The 17908-nt window shown below is 69.9% G+C and carries 18 protein-coding genes; 10 read left to right on the top strand and 8 right to left on the bottom strand.

Annotated elements, in window-relative coordinates:
* Positions 1-60 precede the first annotated feature (60 nt).
* Positions 61-1080 carry a M48 family metallopeptidase gene (locus ACZ6ZD_RS04955; protein ID WP_171675011.1) on the bottom strand — a complete coding sequence of 340 codons (1020 nt, stop codon included), beginning with the start codon at positions 1078-1080 and terminating at the stop codon, positions 61-63.
* 140 nt (positions 1081-1220) lie between these two features.
* Here ACZ6ZD_RS04955 and ACZ6ZD_RS04950 point away from each other — a divergent pair, with 140 nt between their 5' ends.
* The gene (locus tag ACZ6ZD_RS04950; RefSeq protein ID WP_465668438.1) at positions 1221-1808 is read left to right on the top strand and encodes a M23 family metallopeptidase; all 588 of its coding nucleotides are present in this window, start codon (positions 1221-1223) and stop codon (positions 1806-1808) included.
* A 67-nt stretch (positions 1809-1875) separates the two neighbouring features.
* Positions 1876-2988 (top strand): L-cysteine desulfhydrase Cds1, encoded by a 1113-nt coding sequence (gene cds1 / locus ACZ6ZD_RS04945; RefSeq protein WP_465668436.1) that lies wholly within the window; start codon positions 1876-1878, stop codon positions 2986-2988.
* On the opposite strand, the gene ACZ6ZD_RS04940 is transcribed toward cds1, so the two are convergent.
* Positions 2985-3857 carry a 1,4-dihydroxy-2-naphthoate polyprenyltransferase gene (locus ACZ6ZD_RS04940; protein ID WP_465668434.1) on the bottom strand — a complete coding sequence of 291 codons (873 nt, stop codon included), beginning with the start codon at positions 3855-3857 and terminating at the stop codon, positions 2985-2987. The two genes, cds1 and ACZ6ZD_RS04940, sit on opposite strands and share 4 nt — an antisense overlap.
* Positions 3858-3920: 63 nt before the next feature.
* Here ACZ6ZD_RS04940 and menE point away from each other — a divergent pair, with 63 nt between their 5' ends.
* From menE to menD, 3 genes are read left to right on the top strand one after another with little or no spacing between them, the layout of a single operon-like run.
* Positions 3921-4985, top strand: a complete 1065-nt coding sequence (gene menE / locus ACZ6ZD_RS04935) for an o-succinylbenzoate--CoA ligase (protein ID WP_465668432.1) — start codon at positions 3921-3923, stop codon at positions 4983-4985.
* Complete coding sequence (locus ACZ6ZD_RS04930; protein WP_465668430.1) at positions 4982-5908, top strand: o-succinylbenzoate synthase; 927 nt, start codon at positions 4982-4984, stop codon at positions 5906-5908. Before menE ends, ACZ6ZD_RS04930 begins: the two co-directional genes overlap by 4 nt.
* Positions 5905-7545, top strand: coding sequence for a 2-succinyl-5-enolpyruvyl-6-hydroxy-3-cyclohexene-1-carboxylic-acid synthase (gene menD, locus ACZ6ZD_RS04925; protein WP_465668428.1), 1641 nt, complete (start codon positions 5905-5907; stop codon positions 7543-7545). The genes ACZ6ZD_RS04930 and menD overlap by 4 nt, the downstream gene beginning before the upstream one ends.
* On the opposite strand, the gene mptB is transcribed toward menD, so the two are convergent.
* From mptB to ACZ6ZD_RS04905, 4 genes are all read right to left on the bottom strand, one after another.
* Positions 7493-8905, bottom strand: coding sequence for a polyprenol phosphomannose-dependent alpha 1,6 mannosyltransferase MptB (mptB, locus tag ACZ6ZD_RS04920; RefSeq protein WP_465668426.1), 1413 nt, complete (start codon positions 8903-8905; stop codon positions 7493-7495). The genes menD and mptB overlap by 53 nt on opposite strands.
* A 39-nt stretch (positions 8906-8944) precedes the next feature.
* The gene (locus tag ACZ6ZD_RS04915; protein ID WP_465668424.1) at positions 8945-9709 is read right to left on the bottom strand and encodes an ABC transporter permease; all 765 of its coding nucleotides are present in this window, start codon (positions 9707-9709) and stop codon (positions 8945-8947) included.
* A 220-nt stretch (positions 9710-9929) separates the two neighbouring features.
* The gene (locus ACZ6ZD_RS04910; RefSeq protein ID WP_465668422.1) at positions 9930-10907 is read right to left on the bottom strand and encodes an ABC transporter ATP-binding protein; all 978 of its coding nucleotides are present in this window, start codon (positions 10905-10907) and stop codon (positions 9930-9932) included.
* An 82-nt stretch (positions 10908-10989) separates the two neighbouring features.
* The gene (locus ACZ6ZD_RS04905) at positions 10990-11607 is read right to left on the bottom strand and encodes a PadR family transcriptional regulator (RefSeq protein WP_465668420.1); all 618 of its coding nucleotides are present in this window, start codon (positions 11605-11607) and stop codon (positions 10990-10992) included.
* 55 nt (positions 11608-11662) lie between these two features.
* Between ACZ6ZD_RS04905 and ACZ6ZD_RS04900 the strand changes: the two genes are divergently transcribed.
* Together ACZ6ZD_RS04900 and ACZ6ZD_RS04895 are read left to right on the top strand one after the other, a co-directional pair.
* On the top strand, positions 11663-12487 hold the full coding sequence (locus tag ACZ6ZD_RS04900; RefSeq protein WP_465668418.1) for a GNAT family N-acetyltransferase: 825 nt from the start codon (positions 11663-11665) through the stop codon (positions 12485-12487).
* A complete protein-coding gene (locus tag ACZ6ZD_RS04895; RefSeq protein WP_465668416.1) occupies positions 12484-13323 on the top strand; it encodes a GNAT family N-acetyltransferase in 840 nt (279 codons plus the stop codon). The genes ACZ6ZD_RS04900 and ACZ6ZD_RS04895 overlap by 4 nt, the downstream gene beginning before the upstream one ends.
* On the opposite strand, the gene ACZ6ZD_RS04890 is transcribed toward ACZ6ZD_RS04895, so the two are convergent.
* Together ACZ6ZD_RS04890 and ACZ6ZD_RS04885 are read right to left on the bottom strand one after the other, a co-directional pair.
* Complete coding sequence (locus ACZ6ZD_RS04890; protein WP_465668415.1) at positions 13324-13941, bottom strand: MBL fold metallo-hydrolase; 618 nt, start codon at positions 13939-13941, stop codon at positions 13324-13326.
* A 2-nt stretch (positions 13942-13943) separates the two neighbouring features.
* A complete protein-coding gene (locus ACZ6ZD_RS04885; RefSeq protein ID WP_465668413.1) occupies positions 13944-15215 on the bottom strand; it encodes an isochorismate synthase in 1272 nt (423 codons plus the stop codon).
* A 72-nt stretch (positions 15216-15287) separates the two neighbouring features.
* On the opposite strand from ACZ6ZD_RS04885, the gene ACZ6ZD_RS04880 reads away from it, so the two are divergent.
* The 3 genes from ACZ6ZD_RS04880 to ACZ6ZD_RS04870 all read left to right on the top strand — a co-directional run bounded on the left by ACZ6ZD_RS04880 (position 15288) and on the right by ACZ6ZD_RS04870 (position 17908).
* A complete protein-coding gene (locus ACZ6ZD_RS04880; protein WP_465668411.1) occupies positions 15288-15986 on the top strand; it encodes a demethylmenaquinone methyltransferase in 699 nt (232 codons plus the stop codon).
* Positions 15987-16139: 153 nt separating this feature from the next.
* A complete protein-coding gene (locus ACZ6ZD_RS04875) occupies positions 16140-17453 on the top strand; it encodes a geranylgeranyl reductase family protein (protein WP_465668409.1) in 1314 nt (437 codons plus the stop codon).
* Positions 17454-17548: 95 nt separating this feature from the next.
* Entirely contained in the window at positions 17549-17908 is a 360-nt protein-coding gene (locus ACZ6ZD_RS04870) for an NADH-quinone oxidoreductase subunit A (RefSeq protein WP_171674996.1), read from the top strand.

Genomic DNA, 17908 nt, shown 5'->3' with positions numbered 1-17908 from the left:
GAACCGAAGGACCCGCTCTCCGGGAGGAGGGGAGCGGGTCCTTCTTCGTGTTCAGCAGGCTCAGCGCGGCGGGCGGAGCTTGTCGGAGACCCAATCCCGGACGCCGCCGAGGCCGTCGCCCAGATCGCGCAGGAGCTTGGCCAGCGGGTCCTGGGAGCGGGCGAACGCGTCGCTGTAGGACTTGGCCGCGTTCTTCGCCTCCTGGGACATCGAGGCGGTGGCGTCGTCCTGGCGCTTGGGGTAGTCGCCGGAGACGATCGTCGTGTACTCGCCCTCGTCGACCCAGCGGCGCAGCTCGTGGGCGCGGATGACGGCCAGCGGGTGCGACTGCGCCTCCAGGAGCAGCAGCTTGAGCACGCTGTCGCGCAGGTCGCCCGAGGTCTCGTACTCCGTGCCCTGCGCGAGGAAGGCCGTGGTGTCGAGCTCGCCGAGCTGTCCGCCGCTGGCCAGCTTCATCTGCACCCGCAGCGCGACGGCCGGGTCCTGGACGGCGAGCAGACCGGCCCGGTCGCCGGACAGCTCCGCCTTGCGGGACCACTCGTGCAGCGCGGCGATGATGGCGCGGATGCCGAGCGCGCCGATCGGCATCCAGTTCATCGCACCGGTCAGCCGCATCAGCCAGAACAGCAGCGACTGGTAGAGCGCGTGCCCGCTCTGGGCGTGGCCGAGCTCGTGGCCGAGGACGAACCGCAGCTCCTCCTCGTCGAGCCCCTGCACCAGGCTGCTGTTGACGACGATGATCGGCCGGTCCATCCCGATCGTGAACGCGTTCCACAGCGGGCTGTTGGTCACGTACAGCTCCGGCAGCTGCCGGACGTCGAGGGTCGAGCCGGCCTCGGTGTACAGCCGGTGCACCCGCGGGAACTGCCGCTCGTCCACCCGGATCGCCGAACCGAGGAACTGCAGCCGCACGGCCCGCTCGTCGATCAGCCCCGACAGCTTGCGCAGTACGAAGTCGAACCCCTTCAGCTGCCGCAGCGCCACCAGAGCGCCCCGGTCGGCCGGGTGCTCCCACGCCCGCGAGCTGATGTCGGTGAGCGTCACCCGCGGCCGCGTCGGCCGCTCGCCGTTCTCGGTCATGTCATGCCCCCACAGGTCGGTGTGCGTCCCAAGGTAGCTCGACCGCGGGGTCTGACCGACTCTGACCGACTTCCTTGCCGCTTGCTGCAACAGACGGCCACGCTGGGCGCACAACTCTCCAACCGCCCCTGGAGGACCACATGCTCCGCCCCGCCCTCGCTGCGGCCGCCACCTTGGCCGCACTGATCCCGGCACTCCCTGCCAACGCCGAACCGGCCCCACACAGCTACATGGCCGAACGCGCCGCCCTGCAGCAGACCCGGTCTGTCGACGCCGTCCTGGCCAGGCCGCTGCTCCGGGTGCCGTTCCGCTGCAACGAGACCTGGTCCGGCGCCAGTCGCTCCGGCCACAGCCCGTCGTACTACTCGATCGACTTCAACTGGGGCGCCGGCCGCGACGACCTCGGCAAACCGGTCAAGAGCAGCGCGGCCGGCACCGTCGTCCGCTCCGCCTTCGACGCCGGCGGTTACGGCAACTACATCGAGATCGCCCACGGCGACGGCTGGAACACCCTCTACGCCCACCTCCAGAACCGCGCCGTCGGCGTCGGCGACCGGGTCGGCAACAGCACCCAGATCGGCCGCGTCGGCGACACCGGCAACGTCAGCGGCCCGCACCTGCACTACGAACAGATCCACAACGGCACGGTCGTCGCCGCCAAGTTCGGAACCAGCACCTGGGCCGTCTACCCCGGCCCCGACACCTACGCCCGCATCCGCGACTGCTGAGCTCTTCGAGCCCTCCGGCGCGCGCCTGGAATTCTCATTTCTTGACGGAACACCTAACCTGCTGCGCATGAGTGACAGCGGGGTGTGTCGTGAGGTGGATCGGCGGGACGAGAAGGCGCGCGCCTGGGTGGCCGAGGCGGTGCGGGTCGTCGAGGCGGATGCCAACCGGAGCGCGGACACGCATCTGCACGTGTTCCCGATGCCGGACGTACTCGGGGTCGACCTGTACCTGAAGGACGAGTCGGTGCACCCGACGGGCTCGCTGAAGCACCGGCTGGCGCGGTCGCTGTTCCTGTACGCGTTGTGCAACGGGTGGATTCGCGAGGGGACGCCGGTGATCGAGGCGTCCAGCGGGTCGACGGCGGTCAGTGAGGCGTACTTCGCGCGGTTGCTGGGGCTGCCGTTCACGGCGGTGATGCCGGCGTCGACGAGCCCGGAGAAGATCGAGCTGATCGAGTTCTACGGCGGGCGCTGTCACTTCGTGGAGCGCTCCGGGCAGATCTACGGCGAGGCGAAGCGGCTGGCCGAGGAGGCCGGCGGCCACTACATGGACCAGTTCACCTACGCCGAGCGCGCCACCGACTGGCGCGGGAACAACAACATCGCGGAGTCGATCTTCGGCCAGCTGGAGCTGGAGCGGCACCCGATCCCGACCTGGGTGGTGGTCGGCGCGGGCACCGGCGGGACGTCGGCGACCATCGGCCGCTACGTCCGGTACCAGCGGCACGACACGTCGGTCGCGGTCGTCGACCCGGAGAACTCGGCGTTCTTCGGCGCGTTCGAGTCCGGTGACGACGACTTCGCGACCGGGCGACCGTCCCGGATCGAGGGGATCGGCCGGCCGCGGGTGGAGCCGTCGTTCGTACTCGGCGTCGTCGACCGGATGATCTCGGTGCCGGACGCCGCCTCGATCGCCGCGATGCGCTTCTGCTCCCGGGTCACCGGCCGTCTGGTCGGGGGCTCCACCGGGACGAACCTCTGGGGCTCGCTCCGGCTGGCCGCGGAGATGCAGCGGACCGGCGTCCGCGGCTCCATCGTCACGCTGCTCTGCGACAGCGGCGAGCGCTACGGCAACACCTACTACGACGACGCCTGGCTCCGCACGAGTGGCATCGACATCACGCCGTACCTGGCCACGCTGGAGACCTTTGCCACCACCGGCCAGTGGCGCGAACCCTAAGCCGCGAGGAACAAGCCGGCGGTGAGACCGACGGCGTACACCAGCTCGGTGATGCCGGTCGCCTGCAGGACCGGGATCAGCGCCGGGCCAACGGCGTCGCTCAGCACGATGCGGGTCGCCTTGATGGCCAGTGGTACGGCGATGAAGGCCAGTAGCGCCCAGGGAGTGGAGAAAGCAGAGGCGATCGCCAGCACGAACGCCAGCGCGATCAGTGCCGCGTAGAGCTTCCGCGAGTTCGCAGCGCCCAGTACGACGGCCAGGGTGCGCTTGCCGGTCACGGTGTCGGTCGGGATGTCGCGGAGGTTGTTGGCGACCAGCAGCGCGCAGGCGATCGCACCGACCGACACTGCGCCCGCTACGGCCACCAAGCTCACCTTCTCGGCCTGGACGTACGTCGTACCGAGTACGGCGACCAGCCCGAAGAAGAGGAAGACGCTGACCTCGCCCAGCGCGCGGTAGCCGTACGGCCGCTTACCGCCGGTGTAGAACCACGCACCGACCAGTGAGGCCGCGCCGAGGGCCAGCAGCCACCAGCTGGTGGTCGCGCAGAGCACGATGCCCAGCGCTGCGCCGACACCGAAGCAGGTAAATGCTGCGGTCTTCACCTGTCCCGGTGTGGCGACCTTGGAGCCCACCAGCCGCAGGGGGCCGACCCGGACCTCGTCCGTACCGCGAATGCCGTCGCTGTAGTCGTTGGCGTAGTTCACGCCGACCTGCAGCATCAGCGCGACGCCGAGGGCGAGCAGCGCCTTCCACCAGACGAAACCGCCGAGGTACGCCGCGGCGCCGGTACCGACGAGGACGGGAGCGACGGCTGCGGGCAGCGTGCGCGGCCGTGCGCCTTCGATCCACTGGGCAGGGGTGGCCATGGGCAATGATTCTGTCAGCCGGGTTCCCGGAGCCGGAGCGCCGGGTCGTACGCTCGGACTGACATGTCTACCCTGCGCCTGGTCCCCGGTACGCCGGACGCCGTGCTGTCCGCGCTCCGCGACGTACTGGATGGCGGTGCGCCGTTCGCGCCCATACCGGACGATCCGGCCGCTGCCGACCGCGTACGCCGCGCAGTGGTCCCGGAGCAGCCGGTAGCGGATGACTGCGCCGTCGTCCTGGCCACGTCGGGGTCGTCGGGTGAGCCGAAAGGCGTAGTGCTCTCTCGCGACGCTCTGCTCGCCTCAGCGCGCGCAACGCACGAAAGGCTCGGCGGGCCGGGGCAATGGCTCCTCCCGATGAAGCCGTACTTCGTCGGCGGTCTGCAGATTCTGACCCGGTCCGTGCTCGCCGGTGTATCGCCTGTGCTGCTGGGGGACAGCTTCAGTGCGTCCGCTGCGCAACTGACAGGCGCCCGCCGCTACACCGCGATGGTGCCCACTCAGCTAGCGCGGTACCTGGAGACCGATCTGGACGCGTTGCGGTCGTTCGACGCGATCATCATCGGCGGCGCGCCCACACCGGCGCCGCTGAAGGTCCGCGCGGCCGAGGCCGGGGTGACCGCGATCCCGGCGTACGGAATGACCGAGACCGGAAGCGGCTGCGTGTACGCCGGGCTGCCGCTGACCGGGACCACGATCGACCTCGACGACGGCCGCATCCTGATCAAGGGCACCACCTTGTTCTCCGGCTACCGGCTGCAGCCCGATGTGCTGCAGGACGGTTGGTTCCGGACGCAGGACCGCGGCGAGCTGACAGACGGTCGACTGCGAGTCATCGGGCGCATCGACGATGTGGTGATCTCCGGGGGAGTGAACATCACCCTGCCGACCGTCCAGGCCCGGCTGCTGGAGCACCCGCGGGTGAAGGACGCCGTGGTGCTCGGCATCCCCGATGCGGAGTGGGGGACGCGCGTGGTCGCGTACGTCGTCGGTGAGCCGAGTCTGGCCGAGCTACGGGACTTCGTCGCCGAGGTGCTGCCCCGGACGTGGGCCCCGCGGGAGGTGCGCCGGCTGGACGCCGTACCGATGCTTGCCTCCGGCAAAGTGGATCGGCAGGCACTGCTGTGATCACCTACTCGATCGGCCTGAAGAACAAGTTCCGCGGTATCACTGTCCGCGAGGGCATGCTGTTCGAGGGGCCGGCCGGGTGGGCGGAGTGGAGTCCGTTTCTGGACTACGACGACGCCACTGCGGTCTCCTGGTGGCGAGCCGCGCGGGAGGCGGCGTACGACGGCTGGCCCGCGCCGGTGCGCGACGTCGTCCCGGTGAACTGCACTGTGCCCGCAGTGGGGCCGGAGCGGGCGGCCGAGATTGTCCGAGCTTCCGGCTGCCGGACGGCCAAGGTGAAGGTGGCGGAGCCTGGTCAGACGCTCGCCGACGACCTCGCCCGCGTCGAGGCCGTCCGGGACGCGATCGGGACCGGTCAGGTGCGCATCGACGCGAACGGCCTGTGGTCGGTGGACGAAGCCGTGCACGCGTTGCGGGAGCTCTCCCGCTTCGATCTCGAGTACGTCGAACAGCCGTGCGCAGCGGTCGAGGATCTGGCGCTCGTCCGGCGGCGTACGGAGGTCCTGGTGGCCGCGGACGAGTCGATCCGCCGGGCCGAGGACCCGTTGCTGGTCAAGAAGCTCGACGCGGCCGATATCGCCGTCCTCAAGGTGCAGCCGATCGGCGGCGTCCGCGCTTGTCTCGAGATCGCGGAACAGATCGGTCTACCGGTCGTGGTCTCGTCCGCGCTGGAGACGTCCGTCGGGATCGCTGCCGGCGTTGCGCTGGCCGCCGCGTTACCTGAACTGCCCTACGCCTGCGGGCTCGCCACGGTCGCCATGTTCACCAGCGAGCTGGTCAGCGAGCCACTGCTCCCGGTGGATGGTCTGCTGCCGGTGCGACGGATCACGCCGGACCAGCTGGATGCCAACCGGGCCGCAGCGGACCGGACCGCGGTGTGGGAAGAGCGCCTGAGTCGAGTGCAACAGAGGAGTGCGGAATGAATCCGTCCACGGCGTTTGCGACCGTAGTGGTCGACGAACTGATCCGCTGCGGCGTCCGAGAGGCTGTTGTCTGCCCAGGCTCCCGCAGCGCGCCGCTCGCACTTGCACTGGCCGAGGCGGACCGGGCCGGGCGACTGCGGCTGCACGTCCGAATCGACGAGCGGACGGCGGGATTCCTGGCGATCGGCCTCATTCGGGGGACTGGGCTGCCGGTGCCGGTCGTTACGACGTCCGGCACGGCTGTGGCCAACCTGCACCCGGCTGTGCTGGAGGCGTCGCACAGCGGGCTGCCGTTGATCGTGCTGAGCGCTGACCGGCCGCCTGCGCTGCGGGGGACCGGTGCAAACCAGACCACCGACCAGCTGAAGGTGTTCGGCTCAGCGGTCCGGCTGTTCCACGAGTTCGGGACGCCGGTGCAGGAGATCGGTCAGGTCGCGTACTGGCGTTCGCAGGTCGCGCGGGCCGTGGCCAATGCAACCGGCGCTCGTTCGGCCGACCCGGGCCCGGTGCAGCTGAACTGCCCGCTGACAGAGCCGCTGGTGCCGACCGACGGGCCCGAGTGGCCAGAGCCGCTGGACGGGCGCAGTACTGGCCCGTGGACGGCCGTGCATGCCGCAGTGGGGCAGCTGTCGACTGTCGCGCCCGGCCCGAAGACTGTGGTCGTGGCCGGCGACGGTGCGTCGCAGGCGGCCAGACTGGCGGCGGAGGCGGGGAACTGGCCGCTGTTCGCCGAGCCGTCGAGTCGCGCGCGGACCGGTCCGGCCGTGATCTCGGCGTACCGATTGTTGCTCCAGGCAAGTGAGTTGGCGGCGGAGATCGAGCGGGTGCTCGTGTTCGGGCATCCCACGCTGTCCCGGCCGGTCGCGAAACTGCTGGCCCGGCCGGACGTCGAGGTGATCGTGGTCGCCCCGACCGGACCGTGGGTCGACCCGGCCCGGCGCGCCGCCGCGGTGGTGACCGGGCTCGAGGTCTCCGGGCCGGACGTAACCAACTGGTTGGAAAGCTGGCAGCACGCCGACCAGCTGGCTCGCCCGGCCATCGACAAGGTGCTCGCGGACAGCCTGACCGGACCGACCATCGCCGCGATCGTCGGCGCGGCCGCCGGCGCCGACGGGATGCTCGTCGTCGCCTCCTCGAACCCGATCCGGGATCTCGACCTGGCGCCGGTCGTCCCGATCCGCACGGTCGCGAACCGCGGCCTGGCCGGGATCGACGGCACCATCTCAACCGCCGTCGGCGCCGCCCTGGCGAACGCCGGGCCGACGTACGCGCTGATCGGCGACCTGGCCTTCCTGCACGACGCGAGCGGCCTGATCATCGGTCCGGACGAAGCTCGGCCGGACCTGCGGATCGTCGTGGTCAACGACAACGGCGGCGGCATCTTCTCCACCCTGGAACAGGGCGACCCGAGTCACTCGACGCATTTCGAGCGCGTCTTCGGCACCCCGCACAACACGGACCTCTCCGCGCTGTGCGCCGCCAGCGGGACGCCGTACCAGCTGGTCGAGACGCCGGACGCGCTCCGCGCCGCGCTGGCGCCCACGGTCGCCGGGCTGGAGGTCATCGAGGCCCGCGTACCGCGGACTACACACCGACAGTTGGCCGCGGAGCTGCTAGCAGCGTCCGTGCCCGATTGAGCAGTGGTGCGACGATCACCAGGACCAGTGCGGTCGTGGTGAGGATCGGAATCGTCGCACCGCGCAGGGACGAGTTCAGCGGTGCGGCGATGGTGAAGATCAGGCTGATCGCGGTGATGGCGGTGGTCACTCGGCGCCCCGGGCGCGCAACGGCCAGGAACGGCAGACACCAGAGGAAGTACCAGTCGTGGGCGGTCGGGCCAAGCAGGACGATCGTCAGCAGCGCGATACCGACTGCCCGGGCCGCGTAGTGAATTGACGACCGCAGACTGAGTACGGCGATCACTGTGACGGCCAGCAGCATGCCGGCCAGTCTGACGATCTGCAGTGACTGCTCGGCCGCGGTGTCCTCGCCCAGCCAGCCCAGGATGCCGGACGTCGCGCCACCGACCAGGTTCGCAATCGAGAACGGTGAGCGGACCAGGCCGGGGACGTCGAGCGCTCCCAGCCAGCCCGAACCGACGCCGGTCAGCGCGCCCACGGTCACCAGTGACAGCACCGAAAGCGCACCGGCGATCGCGAGACTTGCTACGCGTTGCATCCGCCCGGCCAGCGGGCTCATCACCGCGGCGATGGCTATGGCCACCAGACCGCCGGGGAGCTTCACTGCGGCCGCGACACCGGCCAGAACGGCCGCCGTACCCCAGTGGCCGGTCAGTGCGAGTGCGAAAGCGCTGCAGGCCAGGCCCAGCATCAGCATGTCGTTGTGGGCGGCGCCGATGCCGTGGGTGAGCAGCATTGGGTTCGCTACGACCAGCCAGGTCGCGAAGACCGGGTCGACTCGGCAGGCGGTTGCGAGTCGGGGGATGGCCCAGGCGATCAGCACGACACCGACGACTGCGAGCAGTCTGTGCGCCAGCATCAGCACATACGGGTCCATGGTCAGGTTCGCCATCAGACCGCCGTACGCGAGCGGTAGTGGGCCGTACGGCGCGGGCGTCTGCATCCACATCGGGTCGACGGCTTCGATGATGTGGCCGGACAGTGCGCCGGGGCCAACGGCGTACGGGTCGAATCCCTCGGCCACCAGCGCGCCCTGGGCCGCGTAGCTCCAGGCGTCGCGGCTGAACAGCGGCGGGATCAGGAGCAGCGGCAGGGACCAGTACGTCGCCATCCGCAGCAGTGGGGGCCGTTGACCGGCCAGCACCTGGCGACCGGCTGACAACCAGGCCCAGGCCATCAGGCCGAGCCCGGCGACCATGAACGACAGTCCGGCCATCCGGCCGGGCAGGGTGGCGCGCAGGTCACTGGTGATCGGGAACGACGCTACCCACGACGAAGGCGGCACCACCGAGGTCACCAGACTGGCGAGCGCGACCACGATGGAGCCCGCCAGTCCACGGACCAAAGGCGAGCGCACGGCCGGACGTTACTCCGGCCGTGCGACGTGTTCGTGAACTCAAGCGGACTCTTTCCGGAACGTCCGCGCACCGACTGCCAGACCGACCACAGTCAGTACGACGACCCAGAACAGGCCCCACAGCGCGGGACTGCTGACGATGTCGCCCTGGAACATCGCCCGGACGCCGTTCACCACGTGCTTGAGCGGACTGATGTCGGACAGCCGCTGCAGCCACGTCGGGCCGATCTGCATCGGCAGCAGGATGCCGGACAGCAACAGCAGCGGCATGGCGATGCCGTTGAGCAGTGGCGCCAGTGCATCCTCGCTCTTGGTGATCAGCGCGACGGCGTACGACAGCGACGCGAACGTCGCGCCCAGCAGCGCCACGATCACCAGTGACAGCAGCACACCCGACCACGGCGCCCGAAGGCCGAGCGGCAGCGCGGCCAGCAGCAACAGCACCGACTGCGCCAGCAGCACGACCACATCGCGCAACACCCGCCCGGCCATCAGTGCGATCCGCGACGCCGGCGTCACCCGGTCGGCCTCGATCACCCCGGCCCGGTACTCCGCGATCAGCCCGAACCCGACGAACATCGCCCCGAACATCCCGAGCTGCACGATCAGCCCCGGAATGAACACCTGGTACGCGTTCGTCGCCGCCCCCTGGCTGATCTCGGCCGTCAACGGCTTCAGCAGCGGCCCGAACAGGAACAAGTACATCAACGGCTGACTCAGCATCAGCACCGACCACATCGGATTCCGCACCGACAACCGCATCGCCCGATGGAAAACAACCCACGTATCCCGCAACACGTTCATGCGGCGACCTCCTCCCGCGCGCCGACGCGCGCGGACGAACCGCCGAAGAGCCCACCGCCGGAGGCCGGGTGACCACCACCCGGCGAACTGCTCGTGCGCGCGCTGCGCGCGGCGTGGGTGGAGCAGCGTTCGTGTGCAGCCGGCAGGCCGGAGGGTGCCGGCCCGCCGCTCGAGGAAGCGCCGCTCGCGGCGGACGTGGTGCCGGTTGTTGGGTTCGTGGTCATGCGGCGACCTCCTTGGCCGGGGTGTTCTCGTCGCGGAGGGAGCGGCCGGTCATGGTGAGGAACACGTCGTCCAATGTCGGGCGGTGGACTTCGACGGCTTCGAGTTCGATGCCTTGGGCGTCGATGGAACGGAGGAGAGCGGGGAGGACCGAGCCGCCGCGGGGGACGCGGAAACAGACGGTGGGGCCGGTGGTCTCGACGGAGGTGGCGCCGTTCAGTTCGGCGACGATCTTCGCGACCGCGGGGGCCTGCGCGGCGTCGGCCAGAGCGAGGCGGACGGCGTCGCCGGAGACCTGTTGTTTGAGCTCGTCGGGGGTGCCGGCGCCGGCGATGCGGCCGTGGTCGATGACGAGGATGCGGTCGCAGAGCGCGTCGGCCTCGTCGAGGTAGTGGGTGGTGAGGAAGATGGTCGCGCCGCGGGCGCGGAGACCGCGGATGTGCTCCCACAAGTTGGCGCGGGCCTGCGGGTCGAGGCCGGTGGTGGGCTCGTCGAGGAAGATCAGCGCGGGGTTGTGGATCAGGCCCATCACGATGTCGAGCCGCCGCCGCTGGCCGCCGGACAGCGTCCGGCACTGCCGCCGCCACAGACCCGGTAGGTCCAGCTCCTCGAACAGCTGCTGCCCGCGCGCGGCGGCCTCGGCCTTCGGGACGCCGTACAGCCGGGCGTGGTCGACGACCTCGTCCCCGGCGATCGCCTCGGGCAGCGTCGACCCGCCCTGCGGGACGTACCCGATCCGCCGCCGGACGCCGACCGGATCCGCCGCCAGGTCGCACCCGGCCACCGTCGCCGTCCCGCTGGTCGGCTGGATCAGCGTCGCGAGCATCCGCATCGTCGTGGTCTTACCGGCGCCATTGGGCCCGAGGAATCCGACGATCTCGCCGTCGGCGACCGCCAGATCCACCCCTTGTACCGCCTGCACCGGCCCCCGCCGGGTCTTGAACGTACGGACGAGTCCGCGAGCTTCGATCATCATGTAGCCAGTCTGCACAATCAACATTGAATAGTCAAAGTTGAATCCCGGCCCGAAGGTCGCCCCCGAGCCCGATCGGGGGACGTCAGCCGGTGGTGTCCGGCCGATCGCGCCACTGCTCGATCAGCGCGGGATCGGGGTTCCAGTCCGGCGGTTCGCCGGCGAACGAATACGCGCCGGTCGCGATCCGCTCCCGGAACTCGCGGGTCCAGCCCAGCTCGCCCTGGTCGCGCGCCGACGCGATCCGGAGCATCTCGACCACCTGGTTCGGCGTGCTGGGATCGGCCTGGATCTGCCGCTCGTCGGACGGCGCCGTCGTCAGCCGGGTCTCCAGCTGCCCGATCCGCTCGTCCAGCGCGGCGAGCACCTCGTCACGCGGCAGCGTCCAGAGAAAGCTCAGCGCGGCCTGCATCCGGTCCGGATGGAATCCGTCGACCGTCCACAGGTGCTGCCGCAGCAGCGCGAAGAACTCCTGGTCGCCCGCCGGGGTGAGCTGGTACGACGTCCGCCCGGGCTCGCCGTCGTCGAGCTCGGCCAGGTAGCCGTGTTTGGCCAGCGTCCGCAGGCCGGTGTAGATCGAGCCCGGATTGATGTTCGCCCACTCCTGCACGTTCCAGGTCAGCAGCTCCCGGCGCAGCTGATACCCGTACGCCGGCTGGAAGATCCGGACGATCCCCAGCAGCAGCAACCGCGTCGTGGACATACGCGCAGTGTAATTGCGCGCGGCTGGACACCTGGCAGGCGTAGTCTCCCGGTCCATGGACGTCCGTGTCACCTCCGATCCCGCCGCCTTCGCGGAGACCGTCTTCCCTTTACTGCAACAAGATCCCGTGCTGCACACAGTGATCATGACCAACGTCCACGAGCGCGCCACCGGCGTCCGCCCGGCTGACGACGAACCGGCGTACTACCTCTCGATCCACGACGGCGACGTCGTCGGCGCCGCCATGCGCACGCCCGGTCGCGGCGTCTACCTGGGCGCCCTGCACGAGGACTTCGCCGAGCTGGTCGCCGACACCTTCGCGGAGGTGCTCACCGAGGTGCCCGGCGTCGCCGGGAGTCATCCGTCGGTGACCCGGTTCGCCGCCCGGTGGCAGCAGCTGCGCGGCGGTGGCGCCGACCAGCACATGGCGACCCGGCTGCACAAACTGATCGACCTGACTCCGCTCGCCGCGGACGCCGGCTCCCCACGGCCGATGCGGGCGAGCGAGATCGACCTGGTCGCCGAGTGGGGCCGCGACGGCTTCCCCGAGCTGGGCGACGACACCCGCGACTGGGCCGAGCACAAGTTCACCGAGGGCACGATGTGGATCTGGGACGTCGACGGCGTCGCGGTCAGTATGGCCGGGTTCCATCGGCCGGTCTTCGGCGTCTGCCGGGTCGGCCCGGTCTACACCCCGCCGGAGCACCGCCGGCACGGGTACGCCGGCGCCCTCACCAGCCATGTCACCGCCCAGATCCTTGCCGACGGCAACCAGGCCTGTCTCTACACCGACCTGGCCAACCCGACCTCGAACAAGATCTACCACCAGGCCGGCTATCGCCCGGTCGGCGACTTCACCGTCCTGGAGTTCACCGAATGACCGTCCGCGTCACCCGTGATCCGGCGGCCTTCGCCGAGCTCGTCTTCCCTTTCCTGCAACGCGATCCGGTGCTCAACACGACCATCCTGAGCAATGTCGCCGATCGGGTCCGCGGCTTGGTCGACGACCCTGAGCCGCCGGTCTTCGTCTCGGTCCACAACGCCGCCGGCGAGGTGCTCGGAGCGGTCTTCTGGACGGCGCTCCGCGGGATCAACCTCTCCGGGCTTCCGACCGGCCTCGTCCCGCACGTGGTCGACGTCCTCGCGAACGCCGTCCCGCGCGCCCGGAGCGTGATCGGCTCCGCCGACGCGGCCCGCCTGTTCGCCGAGCAGTACGCCGTCCGCACCGGCCGCGCCTTCGTCCCGTCCGAACGCGTCCGCCTGCACAAACTCGGCACGTTCGTCCCGCAGCGCGCCGTTGGTAGGCCGAGGCTCGCCGAACCGGCCGACCTCGACGTCCTCACCCCCTTCTTCGGCGCCTACCGCCAAGAAGTCGGCCACGCCGCCGAAGGCGCCGAAGCCGACCGCCGCTGGCTCGAACAGCGCACCGAGCACCGCCGCCTCTGGATCTGGGACTGCAACGGCCACCTGGTCGCCCTCGTCGGCCACCAGGCTCCCGCCTTCGGTGCCGTCCGCATCGGCCCGGTCTACACCCCGCCCGACTACCGCGGCCACGGCTACGCCAGCGCCCTCACCGCCCACGTCACCCAGCAGCTGCACGCCGCCGGGAACCAGGTCTGCCTCATGACCGACCTGGCCAATCCGACGTCCAACAAGATCTACGCAGCCATCGGCTACGAACCCCTGCAGGACCTGATCACTTACGCCTTCAAGTGATCAGGCGATATCCGTCGAGTCGCCCGGCGCGAGCCGGACGTACGGGCGCTCGTCGGTGTTGAAGAACCGCGGGAACATGCCGAGGCCGATCTCCGAGAGCAGGCCGTCGTGGATGCCGACCAGCTGGGTCGCCTGGACGGCGCGGGCGTACTCGACGGCGGGCGGGAGGGCGAACCAGGGCCCGGAGATCGGGACCAGGTTGGTGTGGACGGCGCGGTCGGGCCGGGTGAAGGAGTCGCCCGGGTGGTAGACGGCGTCCTCGATCAGGAAGCCGACGTTCGCGCAGGGGACGCCCCACTCGGGAAGGATGACCGCGTGGTCCTGGCCGTAGGCGGTGACCGCGAAACCGGCGGCCTCGAAGGACTGGCCGCCTTCGACGACGTGAACCCGGTCGCCGAGCTCGGTGAGCTGGGCGGCGACGCCGGCGTTGGTGTAGACGGGGACGTCGAGGGCGGCGATCCGCGCGATGTCCAGGTGATCCGGGTGTTCGTGGGTGACCAGGACGGCGTCCGCGCGCTCGAAGACGGCGTCCTCGCTGAACGAGCCCGGGTCGACGAGCAGTGTCCTGCCGTCCTTGTCCAGCCGGACACAGGCATGCGCGAACTTCGTGAGCTTCACAGTCACTCTCCTAGTGCGTCTCGCATCGGGACCAGCTTCGCGTTCGTCTCGGCCAGCTCGGCGTCCGGATCGGAGCCCGCCACGATCCCGGCGCCCGCGAACAGACGCATCTTGCGCGCGTCGTCCGGGTCGGCCTGACCGCAGCGCAGCGCGATACACCACTCGCCGTCGCCGGCGGCGTCCATCCAGCCGACCGGGCCGCTGAACCGGCCGCGGCTCATCCCCTCGATCTCGCCGATCAGGTCGCGGGCGACCGGCGTCGGCGTCCCGCAGACGGCGGCCGACGGGTGCAGCGAGGCGGCCAGCCCGAGGGCCGAGGCGCCGTTGTTCGCGACGCCGGCCACATCGGTCGCGAGATGCATCACGTTCGGCAGGTGCAGGACGAACGGCGTCTCGGGCACGTTCATCGACTTGCAGTGCGGCTTCAGCGCGTCGGCGACCGAGCGGACGGCGAACTCGTGCTCCTCGAGGTCCTTCGACGAGCGGGCCAGCGACGCGGCCAGCGCGAGGTCGTGCGCGTCGTCCCCGGTCCGCCGAATCGTCCCGGCGAGCACCCGCGAGGTGATCAGGCCCTTCTCCCGGCGGACCAGCAGCTCCGGCGTCGCGCCGATCAGCCCGTCGACCGAGAAGGTCCAGCAGTTCGGGTACGCCGCGGCCAGCCGCCGCAACGGCCAGCGCAGGTCGATCGGCTCATCGGCGATCGCGATCAGGTCGCGCGCGAGCACCACCTTGTCCAGCGCGCCGGAGGTGATCCGGCGGACGGCGTCCGCCACGATGCCCGACCAGTCGGTGCCGGAGCGGGCGCCGTCCGCGAACGTCACCTCGTGCACCGGCGCGGGCTCGTGGGTGACGAGCTCGGGCAGCGCGGCCAGTGAGCTGGCGGGGGAGACCGTCGTCACCCAGGTGGTGCCGCCACGGCGGCCGACGATCACCTCGGGCACGATCAGCTCACCGGGGTCGGAGTCGGTGAACCCGAACGAGCCGAAGCAGACCAGTCCCGAGCCTGGTACGCCGATCTCGTCGCGCACCACGGCCGCGCCGACCACCTGCTGCCACCAGCGCATCGCCTCCTGGAAGCGGTTGCCACCAGCAACATCGAGCCGCGCGGCGACGCCCCAGCCGACGTGACCGTCCCCGCGCCGGACCCAGCTCAGCCCGCCCGCGGCCGGCAGATGGTCGATCAGCCGCTCCGCGACGCCGTCCACCGCGACGCTGCGGACGACGAGCTGCGGCGCGGTCACGACGGCCGGTTGGCTCCCTGGAGATGCGCTCACGAGATGCAAGCGTACGACCGCCGGATGTCCAGCGAATTTCAGCGCCTGTCGCGGCCGTGATCAACTAGACAGGTGACGCGCGCAGATCTGAGCAAGGACCCGGCCGCCGTGGCCGCCATGTTCGACAACGTGGCGGAGGGCTACGACCGGACCAACGCGGTGGCCACGATGGGGCTGGAGAAGCTGGTCTGGCGGCCGGCGACGCTGGCCGCGATCGCGCCGGCGAAGGGACTGAAGATCCTCGATCTGGCGGCCGGGACGGGCGCGTCGAGTATCAAGCTGCGCGAGGCCGGCGCCGAGGTGGTGTCGTGTGACTTCTCGGTCGGGATGCTCCGGGTCGGCAAGCGCAACCACCCCGAGCTGGACCTGATCGCCGGTGACGCGTTGCGGCTGCCGTTCGCCGACGCGGCCTTCGACGTGGTCACCATCTCCTGGGCGCTGCGGAACGTGAACGACGTCACGGTCGCGCTGCGCGAGATGCTCCGGGTCACCCGGCCGGGCGGCCGGCTCGTCATCCTCGAGCAGTCGCACCCGACCTGGAAGCCGTTCCGGGTCGCGTACCTGGAGTACATGATGCGCGCGGTGCCGGTGGTGGCGCGGGTGGTCTCGACCAACCCCGAGGCCTACGAGTACCTGGCCGAGTCGACCCGGGCCTGGCTGCCGCAGGAGCCGCTGGCCCGCACGATCGAGGCGGCCGGCTGGGGCCGGGTGCAGTGGGCCAACCTGACCGGTGGTCTGGTCGCCATCCACCGGGCCGTGAAGCCCGCTTAATTACGCAACGAAAACGGCGCGTAATTTGCTTGTCTGCAAGGGGGTTGGGGCGAGTTTCGTGTCCGCGTCAGGCAGTCCTAGACTGTCGGATGACCAGGCTTAGTGAATCCCTTCACGAGCCGTGACAGCCCCCAACTTCCAGGTCGGGATGAGATGAGCGAGAGCGTGCCGAGCGGGCAGCAGTCGGAGTCAGCCGATGTCATCGTCGTCGGCGCCGGACCCGCTGGTTCTTCCGCCGCCTACCACCTGGCCAACGCGGGGCTCGACGTCCTGCTGCTGGAGAAGACCGCGTTCCCGCGCGAGAAGGTGTGCGGCGACGGCCTCACCCCGCGCGGTACCAAGCAGCTGATCAACATGGGGATCGACATCTCCGAAGAGGCCGGCTGGATCCGCAACTACGGGCTGCGGATCCAGGGCGCCGGGCATCAGCTGCAGCTCGACTGGCCGGATCTGTCCAGCCACCCGAACTACGGCCTGACCCGGAACCGGATGGACTTCGACGACCTGCTCGCGCGGCAGGCGGTCAAGGCCGGCGCGCGGCTGCGGGAGCGGACGAACGTGACCGGCCCGATCCTCGACGACAAGGGTTTCATCGTCGGCGTCACCGCCAAGCCGGTCGACGACAACGGCCGCCGGGCCGGCGGGGACGTCGAGTTCCGGGCGCCGCTGGTGATGGCCGCCGACGGCAACTCCTCGCGGCTGAGTATCGGGATGGGCCTGCACAAGCGCGACGACCGGCCGATGGGCGTCGCCGTCCGCACCTACTTCACCAGCCCGCGGCACGACGACGACTACCTCGAGTCCTGGCTGGAGCTGTGGGCCGACGACCCGAAGCAGCCGAACGGCAAGGTCCTGCTGCCGGGCTACGGCTGGATCTTCGGGATGGGCGACGGCACCGTGAACGTCGGTCTCGGCATCCTGAACACCTCCGACGCCTTCGGCAAGGTCGACTACTCCGACCTGCTGAAGGCCTGGCTGAAGAACACGCCGGAAGAGTGGCAGTTCCGCGACGAGTTCCAGACCATCCCGATCCGCGGGGCGGCGCTGCCGATGGGCTTCAACCGGCAGCCGCACTACACCCGCGGCCTGATGCTGCTCGGCGACGCCGGCGGCATGGTCAACCCGTTCAACGGCGAGGGCATCCCGTACGCGATGGAGTCCGGGATGTTCGCCGCCGAGGTCGCCGCCCAGGCGCTGCACCGGCAGCCGAACCAGCGTGAGCGTGCGCTGTCGGCGTACCCGAAGGCGCTCAAGCAGGAGTGGGGCGGCTACTACTCGCTCGGCCGGGTCTTCGTGAAGCTGATCGGAAATCCGGAGGTGATGCGGCTCTGCACGAAGTACGGTCTGCCGCGCACCACCTTGATGAAGTTCACGCTGAAGTTGCTGGCCAACCTCACCGACCCGCGCGACGGCGACGTGATGGACAAGATCATCAACGGGCTCACGAAGGTCGCTCCCGCCGCCTGATCGGCGGGGCGAGTGAGCTGAGTCACTCCGGTACTGATAACACAGTGTCGGCTGAAACCACACAGACCACCGGCTGAAGGAGGGAGCACCAAGCGATGCAACCCTACGTACCGATTCTCGCTCTTGGTGTGCTCGCGGCGCTCTTCGTCTTGGGCAGCATTCTGACCAGCGCCCTGGTCGGCCCGAAGCGTTACAACCGGGCCAAGCTCGACTCGTACGAGTGCGGGATCGAGCCGACGCCGCAGCCGGTCGGCGGTGGGCGCTTCCCGGTGAAGTACTACATCACCGCGATGCTCTTCATCGTCTTCGACATCGAGATCATCTTCCTCTACCCGTGGGCGGTCGCCTTCGACCAGATGGCGCTCTTCGGGTTGATCGAGATGGTCATCTTCATCGTCACCGTCTTCGTCGCGTACGCCTACGTCTGGCGCCGCGGCGGACTGGAGTGGGACTGA

It is taken from the genome of Kribbella sp. NPDC104218 (assembly GCF_055584105.1).
The sequence above is the reverse complement of the archived record's forward strand: the minus strand, read 5'-3'. Positions and strand labels throughout refer to the sequence as shown.